This window comes from Nocardia sp. NPDC024068 (assembly GCF_040638875.1).
In the GTDB taxonomy this organism is placed as follows: domain Bacteria; phylum Actinomycetota; class Actinomycetes; order Mycobacteriales; family Mycobacteriaceae; genus Nocardia.
The window spans coordinates 29,861-49,567 of the sequence record NZ_JBEZYU010000042.1; the positions used below are offsets into that span (position 1 = coordinate 29,861).

The following is a 19,707-nucleotide window of genomic DNA, read 5'->3' on the forward strand; positions in this document are numbered from 1 at the left end:
CGCCGGTATGGGTCGTGGGTAGGGTCAGCCGGGGAAGTTGTTCACATCGAGACCGCGCGCGGCGAGCCACGGCTGCGGGTCGACGGGGCCGATACCCGGCTGGTGGACCTCGTAGTGCAGGTGCGGGCCGGTGGACTGGCCGCGGCTGCCGACAGTGGCGATCACGTCACCGGCACGGACCTGCTGGCCGACCTGGGTCAGAATGTCCTGCATATGGCCGTACACGCCGACGGAGCCGTCGTCCTGCTGGACCCGGACCCACAGGCCGAAGCCGGTGGCGGGCCCGGCCTCGATGACCGTACCGTCGGTGACGGAGTGGATCGGGGCGCCCATATCGCCGGCGAAGTCGATGCCGTTGTGGGCGGTACCCCAGCGGGCACCGTAACCCGAGGTCAGCACGCCGTTGACCGGGCGAACGGTGGTCTGGCGGGGCGGTTCGGGGAACGGCCAGGCGACGGGCTGGGCGGCCTGGTGCGGATCCCAGGCGGCCGGGTCGTGGGAGGTGGCGGGCTGCTCGGACGGCGCGGGCGCGCCACCCTGCTCCGCCGATACCGAGGCGGCAACCGGAGTGATCTGTTCGTTATCGGAGTCGGCACCGGCGGCGAAGAGGCCGAAACCGGCGGCGACAGCGGTCGTGGTGGCGACAACCTGCGTCGTTACGCGACGACGGCCGATCGACGGCACCGTGAACTTGCGGGAAAGTAACGGAAGGGTCACGGGCATGAGATACAAGCTAGGGGACCGACACGCCCGGTCAGCAATCGTGTGGCAACCGTCACTCGTGCGCATAACCCCTGGTCGCTTATAACCGTCCGGTAACGGAATGTCCGATATCGCCCGTCGAGCTGCGCAAATGAGACATCGAAACGATGTTTGACCCGAGTGTGCCGGAAAGTGACACTTGTTGAGTGGTCGCTAACAGAGCTGCGCCGCTGATCGCCCTGGCAGACCCCACCAGGCGGGCGATTTTCGAAGCGTTGCCCTCGGGGCCGCGCTCGGTGGGGGAGCTGGCCCACCAGGTGGGGATAAGCAGTTCGGCGGTCTCCCAGCATCTGCGGGTACTACGAGAAGCACGGTTGGTGATGGTGCGACCGGTCGGCAACCGCCGCCTCTATTCGCTGGACCCCCGCGGGCTCGGTGATGCCCGCGATTATCTGGAGCAGTTCTGGCCCAGCGCCCTCGCCGCCTACAACGCGGCACTGAGTCAGGCCCGCGGAACGGAGCTGCGGCCGGAGCCCCGGAGGCCGGGGGTCAGCCCACCCGGCGATACGAGACGCCGGTAACGCTGGTGGCCTCGCCGCGCCGCTTGTGCAGCTGGCGGTCCAGGGCCGCGATGACCTCGGTCCCACCGATCTGCAGCAGGCCGGAATCGGGGGTGGTCGCTTCCCGGTCGCCGGTACGACCGGCCCACAGGACCTCGTGGCGGTTGCGCAGATGTCCCGGCGGGCCGCTCTCCTCCGGCGGGGTGGGCCCGAACAGCTGCACCGTGCGGGTCCCGAACGCGGTGGCCAGATGAGCGACCCCGGTATCACCGCACAGCACCACCGAGGCCTCGGCGACCGTGGCCGACAGTTCGATGAGGTTCTGTTGACCGGCCAGCACCCGGTGCCTCGACAGGCCCGCGCGGGCGGCGATGCCCAGCGCCTCGTCGCGATCGCATTCGTCGCCGGTGAGCACCACCTCGTGCCCGAGCACCAGTAGATGGCGGATCACGGCCGCGAACCGGTCGGCGGGCCAGCGCCGTGCGGCCGCGCCGGCGCCGATATGCACCACCACGCAGTCGCGATGGCTGGTGGTGGCCACCGGGGGGACCAGGCCGAGATTACGGCGGTCGGCGCCGATCCCGTCGAATTCGAGCAGATGACACCAGCGGTCGATCGGATGGCGATCGGCGAGCCAGTCGGGTCCGGGGATCTCCGGGAACGCCGGGTTCCGATAGGTGAGGATCCGCTCGGCGCCGGTTTTGGTGAGCTCGACGATGGCGGTGGCCTCCGCGCCGTGCAGATTGACGGCGAGCTTCGGCGGGGGACCGTCCCAGCGCAAGCCCTGCGGGTCGGCGATCGGCAGGATCTCGTCCACCGAGGCGATCACATCGACGATAGGGCGCAACCGGTGCGGAGTGGCGAGGACGAGATGGTCGTTGCGGCGCGCCCGTCGCAGCGCGCGCAGTGCCGGGACCGCAGTGAGCAGATCACCGAGACCGCGTGCCTGAAGCACGAGAACTACCGACACCCGACTCTCCTAGCCACCTGTTGCTCGTCGACCGCCCCCTCCCGAGCGGCCCCCGGGGGCCGGCCACGACGAGAGCACTCCCGCTTGAATAACTACCCCCGGTGATCAGGGGCAAACGTGGGCCGGTCGCGGTCTGGGTCACATGCCGGGGGTTCGCTTCATCGCCGGGATCGAGCGATGTCTTTCGCCGGGGATCTCCGGTCGCACCGCGCCGGCCGGGCTGTTTCCGGTGGTGGTGCCGTGTCGCCGGGAGGCCGTTCGATTGGATTGCCGCCCTATCGGATCGGGCTGCATGGTCTACCGGAAAGTCCTTCGGTAATGTCTGCGATGTCCGCGGGGAAGACCGGTGCGAAACCGGCGCTGTCCCGCAACTGTGAGGCCCGTACGCGGGCCGGAGCCAGATACCCGCGGATGAAGTATTGGAACGGTCATGATCACGTGGGTATTGGTCGATGCGCCGAACGCGCCGCTGTGCGGTGTGTTTCGCATGTCTGTCGCGTGCACGGCCCGACGCGACAGGAGTCCGATATGCCGACCCCACTGCTGTTGAGCCGGAGATCTTTCCTGGCCGGTAGCGCGGTCGCCGCCGCGGCGCTGGCCGCCGGATGCGGGAACGAGGCGAGCGCTCGCACCGATGTGTTCACCGCGGCGTTCCAGGGTTCCGGCGCCGGAGAAGGGATCGACCCCGGGGTGAACACCCTGTTCATCGACGAGGCGCGGATGAAGTCGGTCTACGACGGCCTCTTCGAATGCGACGAGACGATGGCCCCGATCCCGCGGCTGGCGGAATCGGGGGAGCCGAACGCGGACGGAACCCGGTGGCGGATCGCACTCCGTGACGCGCGATGGCACGACGGCAGGAAATTCACCTCCCGCGATGTGCTGTACACCCTGGGCCGGGTGCTCGGGCCCGCGCAGAAGCGTCCGTTCATCGCCGCGTCCTCGCTCGCCCAGGTCGATCTTCCGGGCTGCCGGGCCATCGACGACCGGACTGTCGAGATCGTGCTGAAAGAGCCGTCGTTCGAGTTCCTCATCGCGCTGTCGGTGTACGGAACCAAGATCGTGCAGGACGGCGCGGCCGATTTCACTCGTCCGGTGGGTACCGGCCCGTTCGTCTTCCGTTCCTTCGAGCCCGGCCGGCGGTTCGTCGCGACCGCCAACGAGCACTACTGGGACGGGAAGCCCGGGATCGGGGAACTGCGGATCGTGAGCGCCGAAGCCGATGCCCGGGTGAACGCGGTGCGCAGCGGGGAGATCGACTATGCCGACAACCTCACCCCGTCCGCTCATCGGACCCTGGCGGGCGGTAGCGATCTGGACCTGGTGTCGACGCCGAACAGCGGTATCTACTTCTTCGCCATGAAAACCGATCGGCCGCCGTTCGACAAGCCGGACGTGCGCCGGGCGGTGATGCGGATGTTCGACCGCCGGGAGCTGGTGAAGGTGGCCCTCGAGGGTCAGGGCGAGGTGTCCAACGATGTGTTCGGAAAGGGGAATCAGTACTACGCCGATCTCCCGCAGCACGAATACGACCCCGACGAGGCCGGCCGGCTGTTGCGCAGGGCGGGCGTCCGGGACCTGACCTTCGACCTGTTCACCGCGCCGGTGGTCTACGGATTCGTCGAGGCGGCCCGGCTGTTCGCCGACCAGGCGGCCGCCTGCGGGGCGCGGGTGAACGTGGTGCTCGGTTCCAAGGACAGCTACTACACCGATGCGCTGAAGACCGGGCATCTGACGATGGGCCAGTCCGGTCCATTGCCGATTCCCAACCATTTCGCGTCGCGATTGCTGACCACCTCGCCGCAGAACCGGACCAAGTGGTCCGACCCGGAGTTCGACCGGCTGTACACGGCCGCCCAGGCGACACCGGAAGTGGAGGACCGGGCGGCCATCTATCGCACGATGCACGAAATACTCTACGACCGAGGAGGTTTCGTGTTCTTCGGCACCACACCGTGGAACAGTGCGGCCCGCTCCGGCTACCAGGGGCTTCCCGCCGGGGTCCCGAATTCGCATGGCTGGGCACGGTTCGACAGGGTCACCGCGCGATGACGCCGCCCGTCCCGGACGCGCGCGACGCGGGTTTCGCCGAGGCCGGTGTGGTGTGGCAGTACGGCGACGACAGGGTCGTCGTCGGGATCCGGTAACCGGTCGGTGCCGCGGAACCCGCGTTCGCTTCGCCGGCTGGTGGCGCGGCGCCTCGTCATCGGTGTAGGCCAGCTGTTCGTACTGCTGGTCCTGGTCTTCGTGCTCTCGTTACTGCTCCCCGGGGACGCCGCCGATATCCAGAACAACACCCTTCTCGGCGAGGAGCAGCGCGCCACCGCGCGCGAACTGATCGGCCTCGACGTCTCGCCGGTGACCCGCTTCCTCGACTGGATCGGCGGGGCGGTGACCGGCGATTTCGGTACCTCCTACGCCAGTGGTGCGAGCGTCGGCTCGGTGATCGCGGGTCCGTTCCTCACCACCGGGCTGCTGACCCTGCTGACCCTCGTGTTGCTGGTGCCGGTGGCGGTGGGCGCCGGTTTCGCCGCGGGCCTGCGCCCGGGCTCGGGGCGCGACCGGTGGATCACGACGATCAGCATCGGCTTCGACTCGATTCCCGATTTCGTGCTCGCCGTCCTGCTGGTGGCCTTCCTGTCGGTGCGGCTGGACCTGCTGCCCGCGACCTTCCTCGGCGCCGATCTGTCCACGCTGCTCGAACGGCCCGAATATCTGGTGCTCCCGCTGACCGTCACGGTGGCGCGGATCGCCGCACCACTGGTGCGCCTGATCCGGGCAGGAGTGATCGATGTGATGGAGCAGCCGTATATCGTGCAGGCACGGCGGCTCGAGGTCGGGCGTATCTCACTGCTGACCCGGCATATCGCGCCCAATGCGCTGGCGCCCGCGACGCAGGAACTCGGGCGCACCACCGGCGGTCTGCTCTCCGGTGTGCTGATCGTCGAGGCCGTCTTCGCGATGCCCGGTATCGCTTCCGAACTCATCGGCGCCATCGGAAACCGCGACGATCCGGTGATCCTCGCGATCGTCTCCCTCACCGCCCTGTTCGCCCTCCTCATCAATATCGCGATCGATATCGCGGGCTACCGGATGAATCCGCGGTCGGCGAGAGGGCTCGGCGGATGAGACGCCGGCGGATGATCTACCTGCCGTTGATCGCGATCCCGCTGATATTCGCGGCCGCCGGCCCGCTACTGGCCCGTTCCGCCCCGGCCGAGCGGCTGGTCCCGTTCGGCCCGTCACCGTGGTCGCCGTTCGGCGCGGACCGGCTCGGGCGGGATGTGCTGGCCGCGGCGCTCACCGGGGGGCAATCCTTTCTGCTGGTGAGTCTGCTGACCGTGCTGGGCGCGTACCTGGCCGGTTTCGCGATCGGGGTCGCTGCCGCCGCGGCGCCGCGGGTCTGGCTCGACGATCTGCTGATGCGCCCGGTGGATGTCCTGCTGTGCATTCCGTCGCTGCTGATCATCATGGTCGCGGCCCTGCGCACCGAGGGGTCCGGTCTCGCCATCGCGGGCGCGATCGGTCTCGCGCTGGTGGCGCCGATCGCGCGATTCGTCCGGATGGCGGCGTCCGGTGTCGTGCACGGACCGGTCATGGATGCCCTGCGGATGCAGGGGGAGACCCGCGCCTACCGCTACGGCCGTTATGCCGTCCGGGAGTTGGCGCGACCTCTCGCGGCGGATTTCGGAATCCGTTTCACCGCCGCCGTGTACTTCCTGGCGTCGGCGAACTTCCTCGGCCTCGGGTTCGATACCACCGCACCCGACTGGGCGGTATCGGTCGCCGCGAACAAGGACGCGTTGCTCATCGCCCCGTGGTCGGTGGCACTGCCCGCGATGCTGATCGTGCTGCTCGTGGTCGGTACCAATCTGCTGGCCGATGATCTGCTCTCCGATCCGCGCACGGTCGCGGCAGACCACACGCGAGGAGGATCCACCCGTGACTGATGGCCCGCTGATCTCGGTGCGGAAGCTGAGCGCCCGGGCCGGTGATTCGGTGATCCTGCGCGATATCGACCTCGATATCGCGGCCGGGGAGGTCGTGGCCCTGTTCGGGCCGTCGGGCGCCGGTAAGACGACCATCGCGGCCGCACTGGCCGCGATGGAGCGGCCGGGGATCGAACTATCCGGCGAGATCCGGCGCGCCGACGGGGTGCGGATCGGCTACCTGCCGCAGTATGCGGCGTCGACGTTGAATCCGGCGCGCCGGATCGGCACGGCGCTCGGGGAACTGGTCGCGCTGCGACACCGGCGCGACGGAGGTGCGCGATTGCGACGGGCGGAGCGTCGCGCCCGCATCGCCCAGGTGCTCACGGCGGCCGCTTTCGATATCGACGACCGTGACCTCGACCGGACACTGCGCCGGTATCCGTTCGAATTCTCCGGCGGCGAGCGCGCCCGCCTCGCCCTGGCCCAGGTTCTGGCGTGGCGACCCGATGTCCTGGTGGTCGACGAACCGACCGTCGGATTGGACGGTCCGGCCCGGACCGCCCTGCTGGCCGGGCTGAACGGGGTGCGACGCGCGGGTGGCGCCGTCGTCCTGGTCACCCACGATGCGTTCGCGGTGCGGGAGTCGGCCGATCGCACCCTGTTCGTGCGGGGCGGCCGGCTGGACGATGTGGTCCGGCTCGACCCCGGCCCCGACCTGGCGCCACGCCCGGCGACCACGCCCGCCGCCGCCCCGATCCTGCGCGTCCGGGAGTTGACGGTCCGGCAGGGGGGTATGGCGATCCTGCGGGATATCGATCTGGATCTGCACGCCGGGGAATGGCTGGGCCTGATGGGGGTCTCGGGTGCGGGCAAAACGACCCTGGCCCGCTGCCTCGCCGGACTCGTCCGGCCCGCCGCCGGCCGGATCACCGCCGACGGTGAATCCCTCCCGGTACTGCGGCGGCGCTCCCGGAGCGGGATCGCCGCGATCCAATACGTCTGGCAGGAGTCCGCGGGGTCGTTCGACCCCCGGCGTGCGGTGCTCGACCAGGTGGCCGCCACCGGGGTCCGGCTTCGCGGTATGGACCGGGCCGCGGCACCGGCGGCCGCGCTCGCCGTGCTGGCCGATCTGGATATCGACGCCGACCAGGCCCGCCGGCTGCCCACCGGATTGTCCGGCGGACAGCTACAGCGGGCGGCTCTGGCGCGGGCGCTGCTGGCGCGCCCCCGGGTGCTGCTGTGTGATGAGGTGACCACCGCCCTCGACCGGCCCACCGCCCAGCGGATCCTGGACCATCTCGACCACTACCGCGATACGCATCGGGCGGCGGTGGTGTACATCGGTCACGACCCGGGCGAGCAGTTCGCCCGCGCCGATCGGATCGCGGTTCTCGACGAAGGCCGGCTGATCCGCGTCGGGTCACCGGCCGAGTTGTCCGACTCCCCCGGCACGGGAATCCTGGCCCGTCTCCTCATGGCCGGCACTGCCGGGACCCGCGGATGAAGACCGGCGTCTCCGTCGCTCCCATGCCGTGGCGATCAGGACCGTGAGACCCACGTACACCCAGCCCAGCAGCACATCGATGACATAGTGCTCGCCGCCGTAGACCAGGGTGAAAGCCATCGCGACCGGAAAGAGGGCCAGCGGCACCCGCCAATACCGGTGCCGGGCCACCGGCCACAGCGCGAGCGTGACCAGCAGCGCGAAACCGGCATGCAGCGAGGGCATGGCGGCGACAGGGTTGCTCTGCGCGGCCAGCCAGTCGCCACTCACGTCGTAGGGGACCAGGCCCACGCCGAATCCGGTGACGCGCCGGATATCGGCATGGATGACATCGACCCGGGCGGCGTACCACGGGGGAGCGGAGGGCAGCAGCACATAGGTCAGCAGGCCCAGATAGGACAGCACCAGCACCCGCCGCATGTACTTGGACCAGCGGTCCCGCGATTGGACGTAGAAGATCGCCGCGATCAGCCACGGCACGATGAAATGGCTCATGTAGACGAGTCCGGTGAGCACGCTCCACCACGGTTTGCCGCCGTCGTGGAGCAGATGGTCCTGCAACCAGACGGTCGGTACGGTCCCGCCGAACAACCAGCTCTCCACCGATACCAGTTCCTCCACCCGTACCGGCATGCCGAGCGTATTGGCGATACCGCGGGTGTGGTCGTAGATCACCAGCGCGGCGATGAGCGGCACCCAGTCGACGAGGATGCGCACCTGCTCGCGCCAGGGCCGGTCCGGCTGGTAGGCCGCGATCCCGGCCACGATCCACACCGCCTGGTAGATACGGTCGGTGGGGGGTCCGAAAAGCACGGTGACCACCACGAGCGCCAGCAGATAGGCCGACCACACACCACTGCGCAGCAGCCGGCGGGACCGTGTGCGGGTAGGCGCCGTGGTCGTGGGGGCTCCCATATATCCAGTTTTCCATCAGTCGACCACCGGATGAACGAAAAGCGACGCCACGCCGACTATTGGGCGATGTCGGAGGGCTCCGCCGGGGTTAGCGGCGAGCCGATATGCCGCGCAGGGTGTAGACGGTGGCCCCGGCCGCCACCACGGCGAGTCCGCCGACAACCGAAGCCCGCGGCAGGGTGGCGGCCAGCAGGAGACAACCCGCGAGACCTGCCGCCGGCAGGAACCGGGGCGGCCGGTCCTCGGCCACGGTGAGGGTGTAGGCGGACGCGTTCGCGATCGCGTAGTACAGCAGCACACCGAACGACGAGAAGCCGATCGCGGCGCGGATATCCGCGGTCACCACCAGCGCGGCCACGAGCAGGCCGATGAGCAGTTCCGCTCGATGCGGCACCCCGAACCGGGGATGCACCGCGGCCAGCGCGTGCGGTAGCCGCCGGTCGCGGGCCATCGCCAGGGTGGTGCGCGAAACGCCCAGCATCAGGGCCAGCAGCGATCCGAGCGCTGCCAGCGCGGCACCGGCGCGCACCACCGGCTCCCACTGCGGCGCGCCCGCGGCCCGCACCACCTCCGACAGCGGAGCCGCTGTCGCGGCCGTGCCCTCGGGCCCGAGTACGGCGAGGGTGGCGAGCGTGACAACGGTGTAGACGACCAGCGTAATCCCCAGCGCCAGCGGAACCGCGCGCCGGATCGTCCGGGCCGGATCCCGTACTTCTTCGCCCAGGGTCGCGATGCGCGCGTACCCGGCGAACGCGAAGAACAGCAGTCCGGCGGCCTGCAGAACACCGCCGGGGGTGATATCCGGACCCGGCTCCGGAGGAGCGGTCACGTGCCGGCCCGAGGTCACGGATACGGCGACGACAACGGCCAGGACGGCGAGCACGATCACGACGATGACCCGGGTGGCCCCCAGCGATTTCCGTACCCCGAGATAGTTCACACCGACCACCGCGGCCACGGCGGCGACACCGAAGGCGCGGGCGTACTCCGGCCATACGTAGAGGCCGGCGGTCAGCGCCATCGCCGCGCACGACGCGGTCTTGCCGACCACGAAAGACCAGCCGGCCAGGAACCCCCAGAAATCACCGAGGCGTTCGCGGCCGTAGACATAGGTGCCCCCCGATTCCGGATAGCGGGCCGCCAGCCGCGCCGAGGAGATCGCGTTGCAGTACGCGACGGCCGCGGCCGTTGCCAGCGCGATCATCACGCCGGAGCCGGCCGCGCGTGCCGCCGGGGCGAGCGCGGCGAAGATCCCGGCGCCGAGCATCGCGCCCAGGCCGATCACCACGGCGTCGGTGGTGCCCAGTCGCCGGGGCAACCGGTCGTGTGTGTGGTCGGCCGCAGTCACCGTCTGCCTTGATCGAGGTGGGTGTTGGTGTCCAGAACAGCAGCATCGCGCATTTCGCCGCGCCCCGCGACACGGGCCCGGTCGTGGGGCGCGGCCCGGTAGCCGCGGCCCCTGATTACGCTCGGTCACCATGAGCCTGGGTGAGGTGGCCGCCGACCTGTATGGTCTGGCGCCCGGCGAATTCGTCGCCGCGCGCACCGAACGGGCGCGTGCCGCCACCGCGGCCGGGGACCGTGAACTGGCGTCCGCGATCGGTGCGCTGCGGAAACCCACCGTGGCGGCGTGGACGGTGAACGCCCTGGTGCGCGCCGCGCCCGGCGAAGTGGAGGCACTGCTGGGGCTCGGCGAGAAATTGCGGACCGCGCAGCGAGAACTGTCCGGAGAGCAGTTGCGCCTGCTCACCCGGCAACGCCGCCAGGTCGTCGACGCCCTGACCGCACGCGCGCAGGAGGTGGCCGCCGAATCCGGGTATCCCGCCTCCGCCGCGGTGCTGCGCCAGGTGGGCGAGACGCTGACCGCCGCTCTCGCCGATCCGGCCGTCGCGGAGCGGGTACGGACCGCGACACTGGCGACGGCGGCCGCCTACTCGGGTTTCGGTCCGGTGGAACCGGATCTCGCCCTGGTGCGCGAGGAACCCGAATCGATTGCGGCGGCACCGCGACGGAAGTCGCGCGCGAAGCGCGCGCAGGAACCGGGAGAAGAAGATCCGGTTGCGGCCCGGGAGGCCGAGGAGCGCCGGCAGGACGAGCGGCTGCGGGCCGCCGAGAAACAGGCGCGCGCGGACCTCGACGCCGCCGAACAGGACGCTCGCCGGGCCGCCGACGAACTGCGCGGAACCGAATCCCGGGTCGGTGAACTCCGGGACGAACTGGCCGCCGCCGAGGACCGGCATCGCTTCGCCCGGCAGGCCGACAAGGCCGCGCGTGAGGCCGTCCGCGCGGCCACGACCGATTGGGAGCGGGCTCGGCGCCGACTGCACTGATTGCCGTTCGGCGTTTCTTGTCGGTGACGAAACCTGTTATGGGAGAAGATCTTCGCCGGTCTATAAGGGGTTCAATGCGTCGACGGTGATCTCATTCTTTCGATTCCGGGCCGGCTCCACGGTCGGCCGATACACGGCGGTCCCGCGCGATCACGGAGGCGGTCGCTACTGCGCCCGGGCAACGAAGCCGAGACCTGGTGGCTGCAGCAACCCGCCCGAGCGGATCGTTGCACGCGGGCATCATCGCGGGCCGCGGCGCCGGGCGGCCTCCGACAGTGGCAGGCCCATGACGACCGCGTCCCAGAGTTCGCCGTTGCGACGAGGGTAGTGCGCGCGTAATACGCCCTCGACCTCGAATCCGGCGCGGGCGTAGAGCGCGAGTGCCCGCGCATTGTGCGGCCACACCTGCAAGGCGATCTTGTGCGCGCCGTGTTCGCGGGACCAGTCGATCACCCGGGTCAGCAGGTCGCCACCCAGACCTCGGCCGCGTTGATCCGAGGTGAGCATCATGCCGAACTCGGTGACTCCGCGTCCGGTGAAGCGCACGGTGGCGGAGCCGCACACCATGCCGTCGATCTCGGCGACGAACACGCCGAATTTCTCGTCCGCGAGCGCGTCACGGAGCCGGGCGGCGGCCTCGGCTGTGTCCAGTGGGCCCTCCGCGCCGATCCAGCGGCCCTCCGCGGCCACCTTCGCGCGGATCTCGACGATCCGCGCGATATCGCCCGGACCGGCGGGGCGGACCGGGGAGCGGGGGCCGGAATCGGCGGTTGAGCGGTGTCGTGCGGTCACCGGGTCATCATCGCCGAGAACTCGCGGGGCGGACGAATGATTTCCACGTGGCGGGGTATGCCCGAGAGCCCGGAACCTACCGGGGAACGGTCCGCCGGGCTCGCGATTCATGCTACTTTTCGTTACACATATCCCGCCGGCAGTGTGGAGGTTCCGTGCCCGAGGGTACGTACGAAATGGTCGACTGGACGGCCGCACCGGGCAGTGAGGGCGGCGGCGCCGCCTGGGATCAGGTCGCGATCATGTCCGGTTCCGCCGGGCTGATCGCGCTGGTGCTGCTGTGGATCGGATATCTGCACCGCACCCGGCGGATCACCTGGCTGCAGCGCGTCGCCGACCGGCTCGGCCGGTTGCTCAACCGGCCCGGCTGGGTGGCGCTGCCGCTGGCGATGTTCCTCGCCACCATCCTGACCGCGCTGCTCGGCTTCATCTGGGACGTCAGCCTGCACATCGGCAACGGCCGCGATGAGGGTCCGCTGGCCAATCCGGCGCACTATTTCATCCTCGCGGGGCTTTTCTTCCTGTTCACAGCGGGAATGTCGGCGATCGTGCTGCCGCTCGACGAGAAGCCCGGCGCGGCGGCCGTGCGGATCACCCGCACCTGGTACGCCCCGGTCGGCGGCATCCTGCTGGCCGGGGCCGGGCTCTACGCGCTCATCGGGTTCCCGCTCGACGATGTCTGGCACCGGATCTTCGGCCAGGACGTCACCCTCTGGGGACCGACCCATCTGATGCTGATCGGAGGCGCGGGCCTGTCCCTGGTCGGAGTGCTGCTGCTGGAATTCGAGGGCAGCCACAACCGGCCGGATCCGGACCGCCCGGAGACGCGGCGGATGTGGCTGCTGCGCGCGTTCGCCTTCGGCGGCCTGCTCATCGGCCTGTCGGTGTTCCAGGTCGAATTCGATTTCGGAGTGGAGCAGTTCCGGCTGGTTCTGCAGCCGATGCTGATCGTGGCCGCCGCGTCGATCACGCTGGTCGCCGCCCGGCTGACCCTGGGCGCGGGTGGCACGCTGGTCGTGGTGGTGTTCGCCGCGGTCGTGCGCACGGTGGTCGCGGTTCTGGTCGGCGGCCCCCTCATCGATGCACCTCGTAATGTCTTCCCGCTCTATCTCGGGATCGCGGTGGTGGTGGAACTGCTGGCGCTGCTGCCCACCGACCGGCGGATCCTGTGGGGTGCCGGCTGCGGGCTGGTGGCCGCGACGGCCGGACTGTGGCTCGAATCGCTGTGGATCGGTGCGATGTTCGTCGACCCCTGGCCCGCGGCGATGTGGCCGGAACTGCTGGCGATGGCGATCCCGACCGGTATCGCCGGTGGTGTGATCGGTGCGATGCTGGCCACGGTGCTGCGCGGCGAACCGCTGCCCCGCCCGCCGGTGCGCCGGACCCTGGTCGCCGCGGCGGTGGTGGTCGTGGCCGCGGCGACCGCCAACGGCCTGATGATCGACGTTCCCGAGGATGCCCGGGCCGCCGTGGCGTTGACCGACGCCGGCGACCAGGGCGGCCGGATGGTGCACGCCGATATCCGGCTCACCCCCGGCGACCTGGTCGGCGAGGACCCCGAATGGATCCAGATCCTGGCCTGGCAGGGCGGCGTCGGCAGCGACAGCCCCGGCCGCGGTCTGGTGGTGGACCAGCTGCGGCGGGTCGAACCGGGGCATTACGTCACCACCAAACCCGTTCCCGTACACGGCTCCTGGAAGACCGTGCTGCGGATCCAGGACGGCCGGACGCAGACCGCGCTCCCGATCTTCATGGCCGCCGACCCCGGTATCGCCGCCGAGGAGGTCCCGGCGCTGGACAGCTTCACCCGCCCGTTCGTCGCGGAGATCACCGTGCTGCAGCGGGAACGGTCCTTCGACCATCCGGCCTGGCTGTTCGCCGCGGCGTCGCTGGTGGTGCTGGCCTGCAGCCTGATCCTGATCGCGGCATTGTCCTGGGGCGCGGCCCGGATCAACGACCGGTACCCGCATCGCGCGCCCGCGGCGGAAAGGGAACAGGCTCCGGTGCCATGACCGATCGATACGACGGCGTGGACATCCTCGCCGACCACTCGGTCCTGCTGGCGGTCCCCGCCTTTCTCCCGGCGTTCCTCATCGCCGGTGTCGTGATCGTCATCGCGGTGCGTGATCGCAGACGCGGTGACGATCCCGAGCCGAACGTGGACCCGGATGCCGAATCCGGTACCGACAAGGAGAATTGATCGATGTCCTCCCTGCCCCGGTCGCCCCTGGCCCGCCTCTGCCTTCCGATCCTCGCCGCCGGCCTGCTGGCCACCGGCTGTGCCGCGGCGGACGAGAAGTCCGCCGAGCGGCCGGCGTCCGCGGAAACCTCGCAGACCATGGAATCATTGCGTATCGAGGTGCGCCTCGCCGGCGGCACCGTGACACCGGTCGGCGAACGGCTGGAGGCCCGGGTGGGCCAGCCCATCGAGGTGCTCGTCGACAGTGATACCGCCGACGAACTGCATGTGCACGCCCACCCCGACCACACCTTCGCCGTCAGCCCCGGCGACGATCAGCGTTTCCGTTTCACCGTCGACATCCCGGGCCGGGTGGATATCGAGTTGCATCACGCCGAGCGCACGGTGGCGACCGTGCTCGTGCGCGAATGACACTGCTCGCCCACGGTCTGGGCGGCGCGAGTGATCTGCCGATCCCGTTGACCTATGCGCTGATCGGCGCCGCGTGGGCGCTGGCCTTCTCGTTCGCGGTGATCGCGTTCGCGTGGCGGGAACCGCGGCTGGACCCGCGGTCGGCGGGTATCGCGCTGCCACCCGCGGTTCGTACGGCGGCCGACTCCCCGGCCGTCCGTGCCGCGCTCGGGGTCGTAGGGGTGGCAGGTTTCGCGTTCGTCCTGGCGGTCGGCCTGTTCGGTCCGACGGACCCGGCACGCAACCCGGTGCCGGGCGTGGTCTACGTGTTCCTCTGGGTCGGTGTCATGGTCGCCTCCCTGGTCGTCGGGCCGGTGTGGAAAGCGCTGTCACCGGCCCGGGCACTGCACCGGCTGCTGTGCCGGGTCCGCGGACGCGCACCCGCGACCGGCCGCCGGCCCTATCCGCGGTCCTGGGGCCGGTGGCCGGCCGCGCTCGGACTGTTCACCTTCGTCTGGCTGGAACTGGCCTCACCCGAACCGGGTTCGGTCTTCGCGGTGACGGCCTGGTTGATCGGGTACCTGATCGTCACCCTCATCGGACTGCTCGTCTACGGCACCGCCTGGGCCGAGCACGCCGACCCCCTCGAGGTCTACAGCAGCCTGCTGGGCCGGCTGAGTCCGCTGGGACGGGACACGGGCGGCGCGCTCGTACTACGTTCGCCGCTGGCGAATCTCGCCGGGACGCCGGTGGGCCGGGGATCAGTGGCGGTCGCCGCGACTCTGCTGGGTTCCACCGCGTTCGACAGTTTTTCGATGTTCCCCTGGTGGCGGGAGGTGCTCGCCGAAACCGGGAGCGGCCCGGGGCGCACGCTGGTGAGCACCGCCGGCCTGCTGACCTTCGTCCTCGTGGTCGGGGTGAGCTTCCATCTCGCCGCCTCGGCCACCGGCGGGCTGCCGTTCGCCGAGCGAAAGCTGTTGCCCACCAGACTGGCCTACACGCTCACGCCCATTGTCGCCGGCTATGTGGTCGCCCACTATCTCACCTTCCTGGTGGAGAAGGGGCAGGCGACCGTGATCCTGTTCGCGGACCCGTTCGGCGCCGGATGGAATCTGTTCGGTCTCGCCGGCCGGGATGTCGCCTACGTCCTGTCCGCGCACCCGGGGCTGCTGGGTACCGTCAAAGTGCTGGCGGTGGTCCTCGGCCATATTCTCGCGGTCGCCGCCGCCCACGACCGGTGCCTGCGGCTGTTGCCGCCCGCGCACCGTCTCACCGGGCAACTGGCGCTCATGCTGCTGATGGTGGGGTTCACCTTCACCGGTCTGTATCTGCTGTTCGACGCCTGATCCGGACGGATCAGCCGGCGCCGCCGATCGCGAGCCGGTCATCGGGCACCAGATGAGTGATCGACAGGTCGCGGTGGGCGATCCCGGGGCCGTGCTCATGGATCGGGCGTAGCGCCTCGACGACATTCACGCAGGTCAGATGATCGGCGGGATGGAGCCCGTCGGTGAACCGGAACCGGACGTTGGCGGTACCCCGCGCGGTCCCGGTGGTCGTCACGAGTTGATAGCGCAGCGGCGCCCGGTCGGCGCCGGGCGCCGCCCAGATGGACCGGTAGCTCAGGGTGGGGCCGAGATCTCTTTCCACGACGACTTTTTCGACGGCTCCGTCGGCATCGGTGACCACCTCCACCGAGGACCGGTGGGTGGCGGCGGTGCCGGCCGCGCCGGCGAACACCGCGTCATCGAGGACTCGCAGACCGGCCGCGTAATAGCCGTCGACCGCGGCCGCCGCGGCGGCCGCGAGCGCGGTCTCGGTGGTGCCGATCCCGATATCGCGCACCGTATCCCACGGATAGACCCCCGAGACGCCGAAGTCGAGTTCCTCCACCAATTCGACGCGGCGGATATCGCGGGTCACCTCCGCCAGGGAACGCAGCATCCGGGCCGGAATGGTCGACTGGAACGCCCCGGTGGCGTGGAAGGTCGATGCACCGGCATGGCAGGCGTCGACGAGTTCGGCGGGCGGTACGTGGCCGTCCAGAGGTGCGGTGGACACCACATCGAAGCCGTCGCGCAGCAGTTGCGGGAGGACGATATCCGGTGCGGCGCCGGTGATCTCCGCGAAAGCGGGTACGTAGACCACGCATTCGGTTCCGACCGGCGGAGCCTGCGACGCCGGGGTGCACGCTGTCACCTCGAGATCGGCTCGCGCGGCGATGCGTTCGGCGATCCGGTCGGCGAGGAGGCCCGACCCCAGCACCGCGACAGCGAGAGCGGGTGAACTCATTCGGACTCCAGACGATAGTGCGGACTCGGATCCGGCATCACCACGCCGGGCGGCGCGGCGCACAACTCGGGAACCACGCTCAGCACGGCGGCGACCGAGATATCCGTGACGGCCGACCACTCGTTGTCGTCGGTGGTGTCGTCCGATTCGTTACGCAGCTCGATACCGCCGGGGCTGCCGTCGAGGGTGATCACATGGCCGCCGGACGCGCTGCGTGGATGATCCGGGCCCAGAAATCGCGCCGACGCCACATCGCCCAGCACGGCGTCGAAAGAGAAATGCTGCATCAGGGACCGAACACCTTGACGCCGACAACCTCGAACCGTGGTGATTCGAGAGCCGTGCGCAGGGCTCGTCCGCCGATGTCGCCTGGTCCCCAGATGATGAGCCGATATGGACGTGACACCCTCGTCTCCTTGCCGTTCGCGCACTTTGTAACACACCGGCGGGAGACAATGACCGGGAACAGCCGGGTCTTGTCGAACCTCCGAGAAATGCCGTGGCACCCACCCTGACCGAACTCGGTGAACTCGCGGTCCGCGCACTGCGGGCCGCCCGCCGGGCCGCCGCTGGCGACCCACCGTCCGGGTCACAGCGGACCCCAGGTGGTCGCGGTGCCGTCCCGGAACGCGGCGAACGAGGCGCCGAGTTCGCCGGTCGCGCTGCACATCACCTGGGTCCGGTTCTCGATATCGAGGGCATGGCGCAGGCTGGGGGCATCCACGGTCTGCCACATCGTTTCCTTCGTCATCCACACCGCGAGCGGGGAGTGCGCGGCGATCTCCTCGGCCTTGGCCACGGCCCGGTCGAGCAGGGCGCCGCTGTCGGTCACCTCGAGGATCAGCCCGATCCGCTCGGCCTCCGCGGCATCGAAGACCCGGCCGGTGAGCAGGAGCTCGGCCGAGCGTGCGGCGCCGACCAGCCGGGGCAGGTGATAGCTGGTGCCCATATCGCAGGCCGAGATCCCGTGCCGGATGAACACCGCCCCGAAGGTCGCCTCGGGTGCCGCGAAGCGGATATCACAGGCCAGAGCCAGTGCGAACCCGCCGCCGACCGCGGCGCCGTTCACCGCGGCGATCACCGGCTGGCGCAACCGGTGGATCTTCTCGAATGCCGAGGCCATCAGCTCCTGGGCCGCGTAGATCCGGGCCACCGGTGAGCGCACCGAATCCAGGAGCGCCGCGGCGGGGGTGGCGCCGGTGGCCGTGAAGTCCTGCGGCTCGGCCTTGAGATCGGCGCCCGCGCAGAATCCGGCGCCCGCCCCGGTGACGACCACCGCGCGGATCTCCGGTTTCCCGTTGATCTCGTCCAGAACCGTATGCAGTTCCGCGACGGTCTGGTTGTCGAGCGCGTTGCGCCGGTGCGGCCGGTCGATCGTCAGCACGGTCACACCCGAGGACAGGTGTTCTACGGTCAATTCGGTCACTGCCGTCTCCTTCCGGGGTAGTGGCTCAGCGGGCTACGGTGCCGCCGTCGACCAGGAATGTCTGACCGGTGATGAAACTGCCCGCGTCCGAACAGAGCAGCAGCGCGGTGCCCACCATCTCGTCGGGTTCGGCGATCCGGCCCAGCAGTGCGGCCCCGGCCATGGCCTCGATGAATTCCGGCGGATTCTTGCGCACCATATCGGTGTTCACCGCGCCCGGCGCCATGGCGTTCACCCGGATACCGTCCGCGGCGAATTCGGCGGCCATGGACCGGGTGAACGACAACAGCGCGGACTTACCCGCCGCGTACATCGACAGTGCGGGCGCGAACTGCATGGCCGCCACCGAACCGAAGTTGAGCACCGCCGCGTGTTCACTTGTTCGCAGGTAGGGCAGCGCGGCCTGGACCAGGAACAACGGACCTTCGACGTTCACCCCGAACGATTTGCGCACCGCCTCCGGATCCATACGTCCCAGTGGCTGCGCCAGCGCGTTCGCGGCGTTGTTGACCAGAATGTCGATCCCGCCGAAGGTATCGGCGGCGGTCTGTACCAGCGCCGACAGCGCCGCGACATCCCCGAGGTGCGTGGGCACACCGATCGCCTCGGCGCCCAGTTCACGCAGGCGGGCGGCGGCCTGCTCGCACGCCTCCGGTTTACGGCTCGCCACCACCACATTCGCGCCCGCGCAGGCGAACCCCTCGGCGATCGCGAGCCCGATACCGCGGGTCCCGCCGGTGATCACCGCCGTTCGCCCGCTCAGATCGAACAACGCCTGGAAGGTGTCCCTGTTCACTGGCCAACCTCTCGATCCGCGGGCAGCGTCGCCCGCTCGGAAACCGCGCGGCCCGTGCCACGGGCCGCAGCCAGTTGTACCAATTCCGGCGGCGCCGCGGAGCACCGGTGGAGCGTGGACGGTACCGGTGTCGCGGGGCGGGTTCCGCACCCGGTTTGACATCCGCGTGTTTGACATCCCGATTCCCGGGAATGCCGGACGCACACTGTTTCTCGACACATGGGAATTGCCATGATCATCGTTCTAGGGCTTGTCCTCGCCGTCGCGGCACTCGCCGCCGGAGTGGCCGGAGTCGCGGCCAACACCAGCGATACCAACAAGCTGACCAGTGATTTCTCGGTATTCGACTACCAGTTCTCCGGTACCACCGGCGAGCTGTTCCTGATCGGCGTCGTTATCGGCGTGGTCGGCGGGCTGGGCGCGGGGATGGTGGCGGCAGGCGCCCTGCGGTCCACCCGTACCGGACTGGCGACGCGCCGGGAGCTGCGGCAGTCCCGTCGTGAGGCGGCCGCGGCACAAAAGGATCTCGCCAAAGCGCAGGTTCCACCGAAGAAATCCCCGGCGGCAACCCCTGCCACGGCACCGACCTGGTCGATCAACCGCTTCCTGCCCAAACCGGGCAAACGCGGGGCCGCGGCGAAATAGCCGCGAACCCGCGAACCCGCGCCCTCCTACCGAATCCCGCTCCATCCAAGTAAGGACCTGATCATGATTGTTCTCGGACTCGTTCTGCTCATCGTCGGCTTTCTGCTCAATATCGGGCTGCTCACCACCGTCGGCATCATCCTGCTGCTCATCGGCGCGGTGCTCGCGATCGCCGGTTCGGTCGGCCGCCCCATCGGCAGCCGTCGCCACTATTACTGACCCGGTCGAGGCGCCGGGGGTGGCCCTTGGGGCC

The 19,707-nt window shown here is 69.7% G+C and carries 21 protein-coding genes and 1 riboswitch; of the genes, 12 read left to right on the top strand and 9 right to left on the bottom strand.

The features are described 5' to 3' along the window. Positions 1–24: 24 nt before the first annotated feature. A complete protein-coding gene (locus AB0F41_RS24020) occupies positions 25–723 on the bottom strand; it encodes a M23 family metallopeptidase (protein ID WP_357427391.1) in 699 nt (232 codons plus the stop codon). A 185-nt stretch (positions 724–908) separates the two neighbouring features. On the opposite strand from AB0F41_RS24020, the gene AB0F41_RS24025 reads away from it, so the two are divergent. Beyond that, positions 909–1,283, top strand: coding sequence for a metalloregulator ArsR/SmtB family transcription factor (locus AB0F41_RS24025; protein ID WP_357427393.1), 375 nt, complete (start codon positions 909–911; stop codon positions 1,281–1,283). On the opposite strand, the gene AB0F41_RS24030 is transcribed toward AB0F41_RS24025, so the two are convergent. Next, the gene (locus tag AB0F41_RS24030; protein ID WP_357427395.1) at positions 1,252–2,232 is read right to left on the bottom strand and encodes a glycosyltransferase family 9 protein; all 981 of its coding nucleotides are present in this window, start codon (positions 2,230–2,232) and stop codon (positions 1,252–1,254) included. The two genes, AB0F41_RS24025 and AB0F41_RS24030, sit on opposite strands and share 32 nt — an antisense overlap. 305 nt (positions 2,233–2,537) lie before the next feature. Next, positions 2,538–2,660, top strand: a riboswitch (cobalamin riboswitch). 100 nt (positions 2,661–2,760) lie between these two features. Here AB0F41_RS24030 and AB0F41_RS24035 point away from each other — a divergent pair. From AB0F41_RS24035 to AB0F41_RS24050, 4 genes are all read left to right on the top strand, one after another. Continuing rightward, positions 2,761–4,284: an ABC transporter substrate-binding protein gene (locus AB0F41_RS24035; protein WP_357427397.1), complete on the top strand. Its 1,524-nt coding sequence runs from the start codon at positions 2,761–2,763 to the stop codon at positions 4,282–4,284. A 102-nt stretch (positions 4,285–4,386) separates the two neighbouring features. Continuing rightward, the gene (locus AB0F41_RS24040; protein WP_357427399.1) at positions 4,387–5,361 is read left to right on the top strand and encodes an ABC transporter permease; all 975 of its coding nucleotides are present in this window, start codon (positions 4,387–4,389) and stop codon (positions 5,359–5,361) included. Then, complete coding sequence (locus tag AB0F41_RS24045) at positions 5,358–6,182, top strand: ABC transporter permease subunit (RefSeq protein WP_357427401.1); 825 nt, start codon at positions 5,358–5,360, stop codon at positions 6,180–6,182. Before AB0F41_RS24040 ends, AB0F41_RS24045 begins: the two co-directional genes overlap by 4 nt. Beyond that, positions 6,175–7,668, top strand: a complete 1,494-nt coding sequence (locus tag AB0F41_RS24050; RefSeq protein ID WP_357427403.1) for an ATP-binding cassette domain-containing protein — start codon at positions 6,175–6,177, stop codon at positions 7,666–7,668. The genes AB0F41_RS24045 and AB0F41_RS24050 overlap by 8 nt, the downstream gene beginning before the upstream one ends. Here AB0F41_RS24050 and AB0F41_RS24055 read toward each other — a convergent pair. Continuing rightward, positions 7,585–8,583, bottom strand: a complete 999-nt coding sequence (locus AB0F41_RS24055; RefSeq protein WP_357427405.1) for a phosphatase PAP2 family protein — start codon at positions 8,581–8,583, stop codon at positions 7,585–7,587. The genes AB0F41_RS24050 and AB0F41_RS24055 overlap by 84 nt on opposite strands. Positions 8,584–8,671: 88 nt before the next feature. After that, the gene (locus AB0F41_RS24060) at positions 8,672–9,931 is read right to left on the bottom strand and encodes an APC family permease (RefSeq protein ID WP_357427407.1); all 1,260 of its coding nucleotides are present in this window, start codon (positions 9,929–9,931) and stop codon (positions 8,672–8,674) included. 130 nt (positions 9,932–10,061) lie between these two features. Between AB0F41_RS24060 and AB0F41_RS24065 the strand changes: the two genes are divergently transcribed. Beyond that, on the top strand, positions 10,062–10,913 hold the full coding sequence (locus AB0F41_RS24065) for a hypothetical protein (RefSeq protein WP_357427409.1): 852 nt from the start codon (positions 10,062–10,064) through the stop codon (positions 10,911–10,913). A 240-nt stretch (positions 10,914–11,153) separates the two neighbouring features. Here the strand turns inward: AB0F41_RS24065 and AB0F41_RS24070 are convergent, their stop codons facing one another. Further along, positions 11,154–11,705 carry a GNAT family N-acetyltransferase gene (locus AB0F41_RS24070; RefSeq protein ID WP_357427411.1) on the bottom strand — a complete coding sequence of 184 codons (552 nt, stop codon included), beginning with the start codon at positions 11,703–11,705 and terminating at the stop codon, positions 11,154–11,156. Between the two features lie 176 nt (positions 11,706–11,881). Here AB0F41_RS24070 and AB0F41_RS24075 point away from each other — a divergent pair, with 176 nt between their 5' ends. From AB0F41_RS24075 to AB0F41_RS24090, 4 genes are read left to right on the top strand one after another with little or no spacing between them, the layout of a single operon-like run. Then, positions 11,882–13,717 (top strand): hypothetical protein, encoded by a 1,836-nt coding sequence (locus tag AB0F41_RS24075; RefSeq protein WP_357427433.1) that lies wholly within the window; start codon positions 11,882–11,884, stop codon positions 13,715–13,717. Next, positions 13,714–13,905, top strand: a complete 192-nt coding sequence (locus AB0F41_RS24080; protein ID WP_357427413.1) for a hypothetical protein — start codon at positions 13,714–13,716, stop codon at positions 13,903–13,905. Before AB0F41_RS24075 ends, AB0F41_RS24080 begins: the two co-directional genes overlap by 4 nt. 3 nt (positions 13,906–13,908) lie before the next feature. Continuing rightward, positions 13,909–14,316 carry a hypothetical protein gene (locus AB0F41_RS24085; protein ID WP_357427415.1) on the top strand — a complete coding sequence of 136 codons (408 nt, stop codon included), beginning with the start codon at positions 13,909–13,911 and terminating at the stop codon, positions 14,314–14,316. Next, positions 14,313–15,641 carry a hypothetical protein gene (locus AB0F41_RS24090; protein WP_357427417.1) on the top strand — a complete coding sequence of 443 codons (1,329 nt, stop codon included), beginning with the start codon at positions 14,313–14,315 and terminating at the stop codon, positions 15,639–15,641. Before AB0F41_RS24085 ends, AB0F41_RS24090 begins: the two co-directional genes overlap by 4 nt. Positions 15,642–15,651: 10 nt before the next feature. Here the strand turns inward: AB0F41_RS24090 and AB0F41_RS24095 are convergent, their stop codons facing one another. The 4 genes from AB0F41_RS24095 to AB0F41_RS24110 all read right to left on the bottom strand — a co-directional run bounded on the left by AB0F41_RS24095 (position 15,652) and on the right by AB0F41_RS24110 (position 18,809). After that, a complete protein-coding gene (locus AB0F41_RS24095; RefSeq protein WP_357427419.1) occupies positions 15,652–16,587 on the bottom strand; it encodes a hypothetical protein in 936 nt (311 codons plus the stop codon). Continuing rightward, a complete protein-coding gene (locus tag AB0F41_RS24100) occupies positions 16,584–16,874 on the bottom strand; it encodes a hypothetical protein (RefSeq protein WP_357427421.1) in 291 nt (96 codons plus the stop codon). The genes AB0F41_RS24095 and AB0F41_RS24100 overlap by 4 nt, the downstream gene beginning before the upstream one ends. A gap of 302 nt (positions 16,875–17,176) precedes the next feature. Continuing rightward, a complete protein-coding gene (locus AB0F41_RS24105) occupies positions 17,177–18,004 on the bottom strand; it encodes an enoyl-CoA hydratase/isomerase family protein (protein ID WP_357427435.1) in 828 nt (275 codons plus the stop codon). Positions 18,005–18,038: 34 nt separating this feature from the next. After that, positions 18,039–18,809: an SDR family oxidoreductase gene (locus AB0F41_RS24110; protein ID WP_357427423.1), complete on the bottom strand. Its 771-nt coding sequence runs from the start codon at positions 18,807–18,809 to the stop codon at positions 18,039–18,041. Positions 18,810–19,040: 231 nt separating this feature from the next. Between AB0F41_RS24110 and AB0F41_RS24115 the strand changes: the two genes are divergently transcribed. Then, positions 19,041–19,454 (top strand): hypothetical protein, encoded by a 414-nt coding sequence (locus tag AB0F41_RS24115; RefSeq protein ID WP_357427425.1) that lies wholly within the window; start codon positions 19,041–19,043, stop codon positions 19,452–19,454. 63 nt (positions 19,455–19,517) lie between these two features. Next, positions 19,518–19,673, top strand: a complete 156-nt coding sequence (locus AB0F41_RS24120; RefSeq protein WP_357427427.1) for a hypothetical protein — start codon at positions 19,518–19,520, stop codon at positions 19,671–19,673. Positions 19,674–19,707 lie beyond the last annotated feature (34 nt).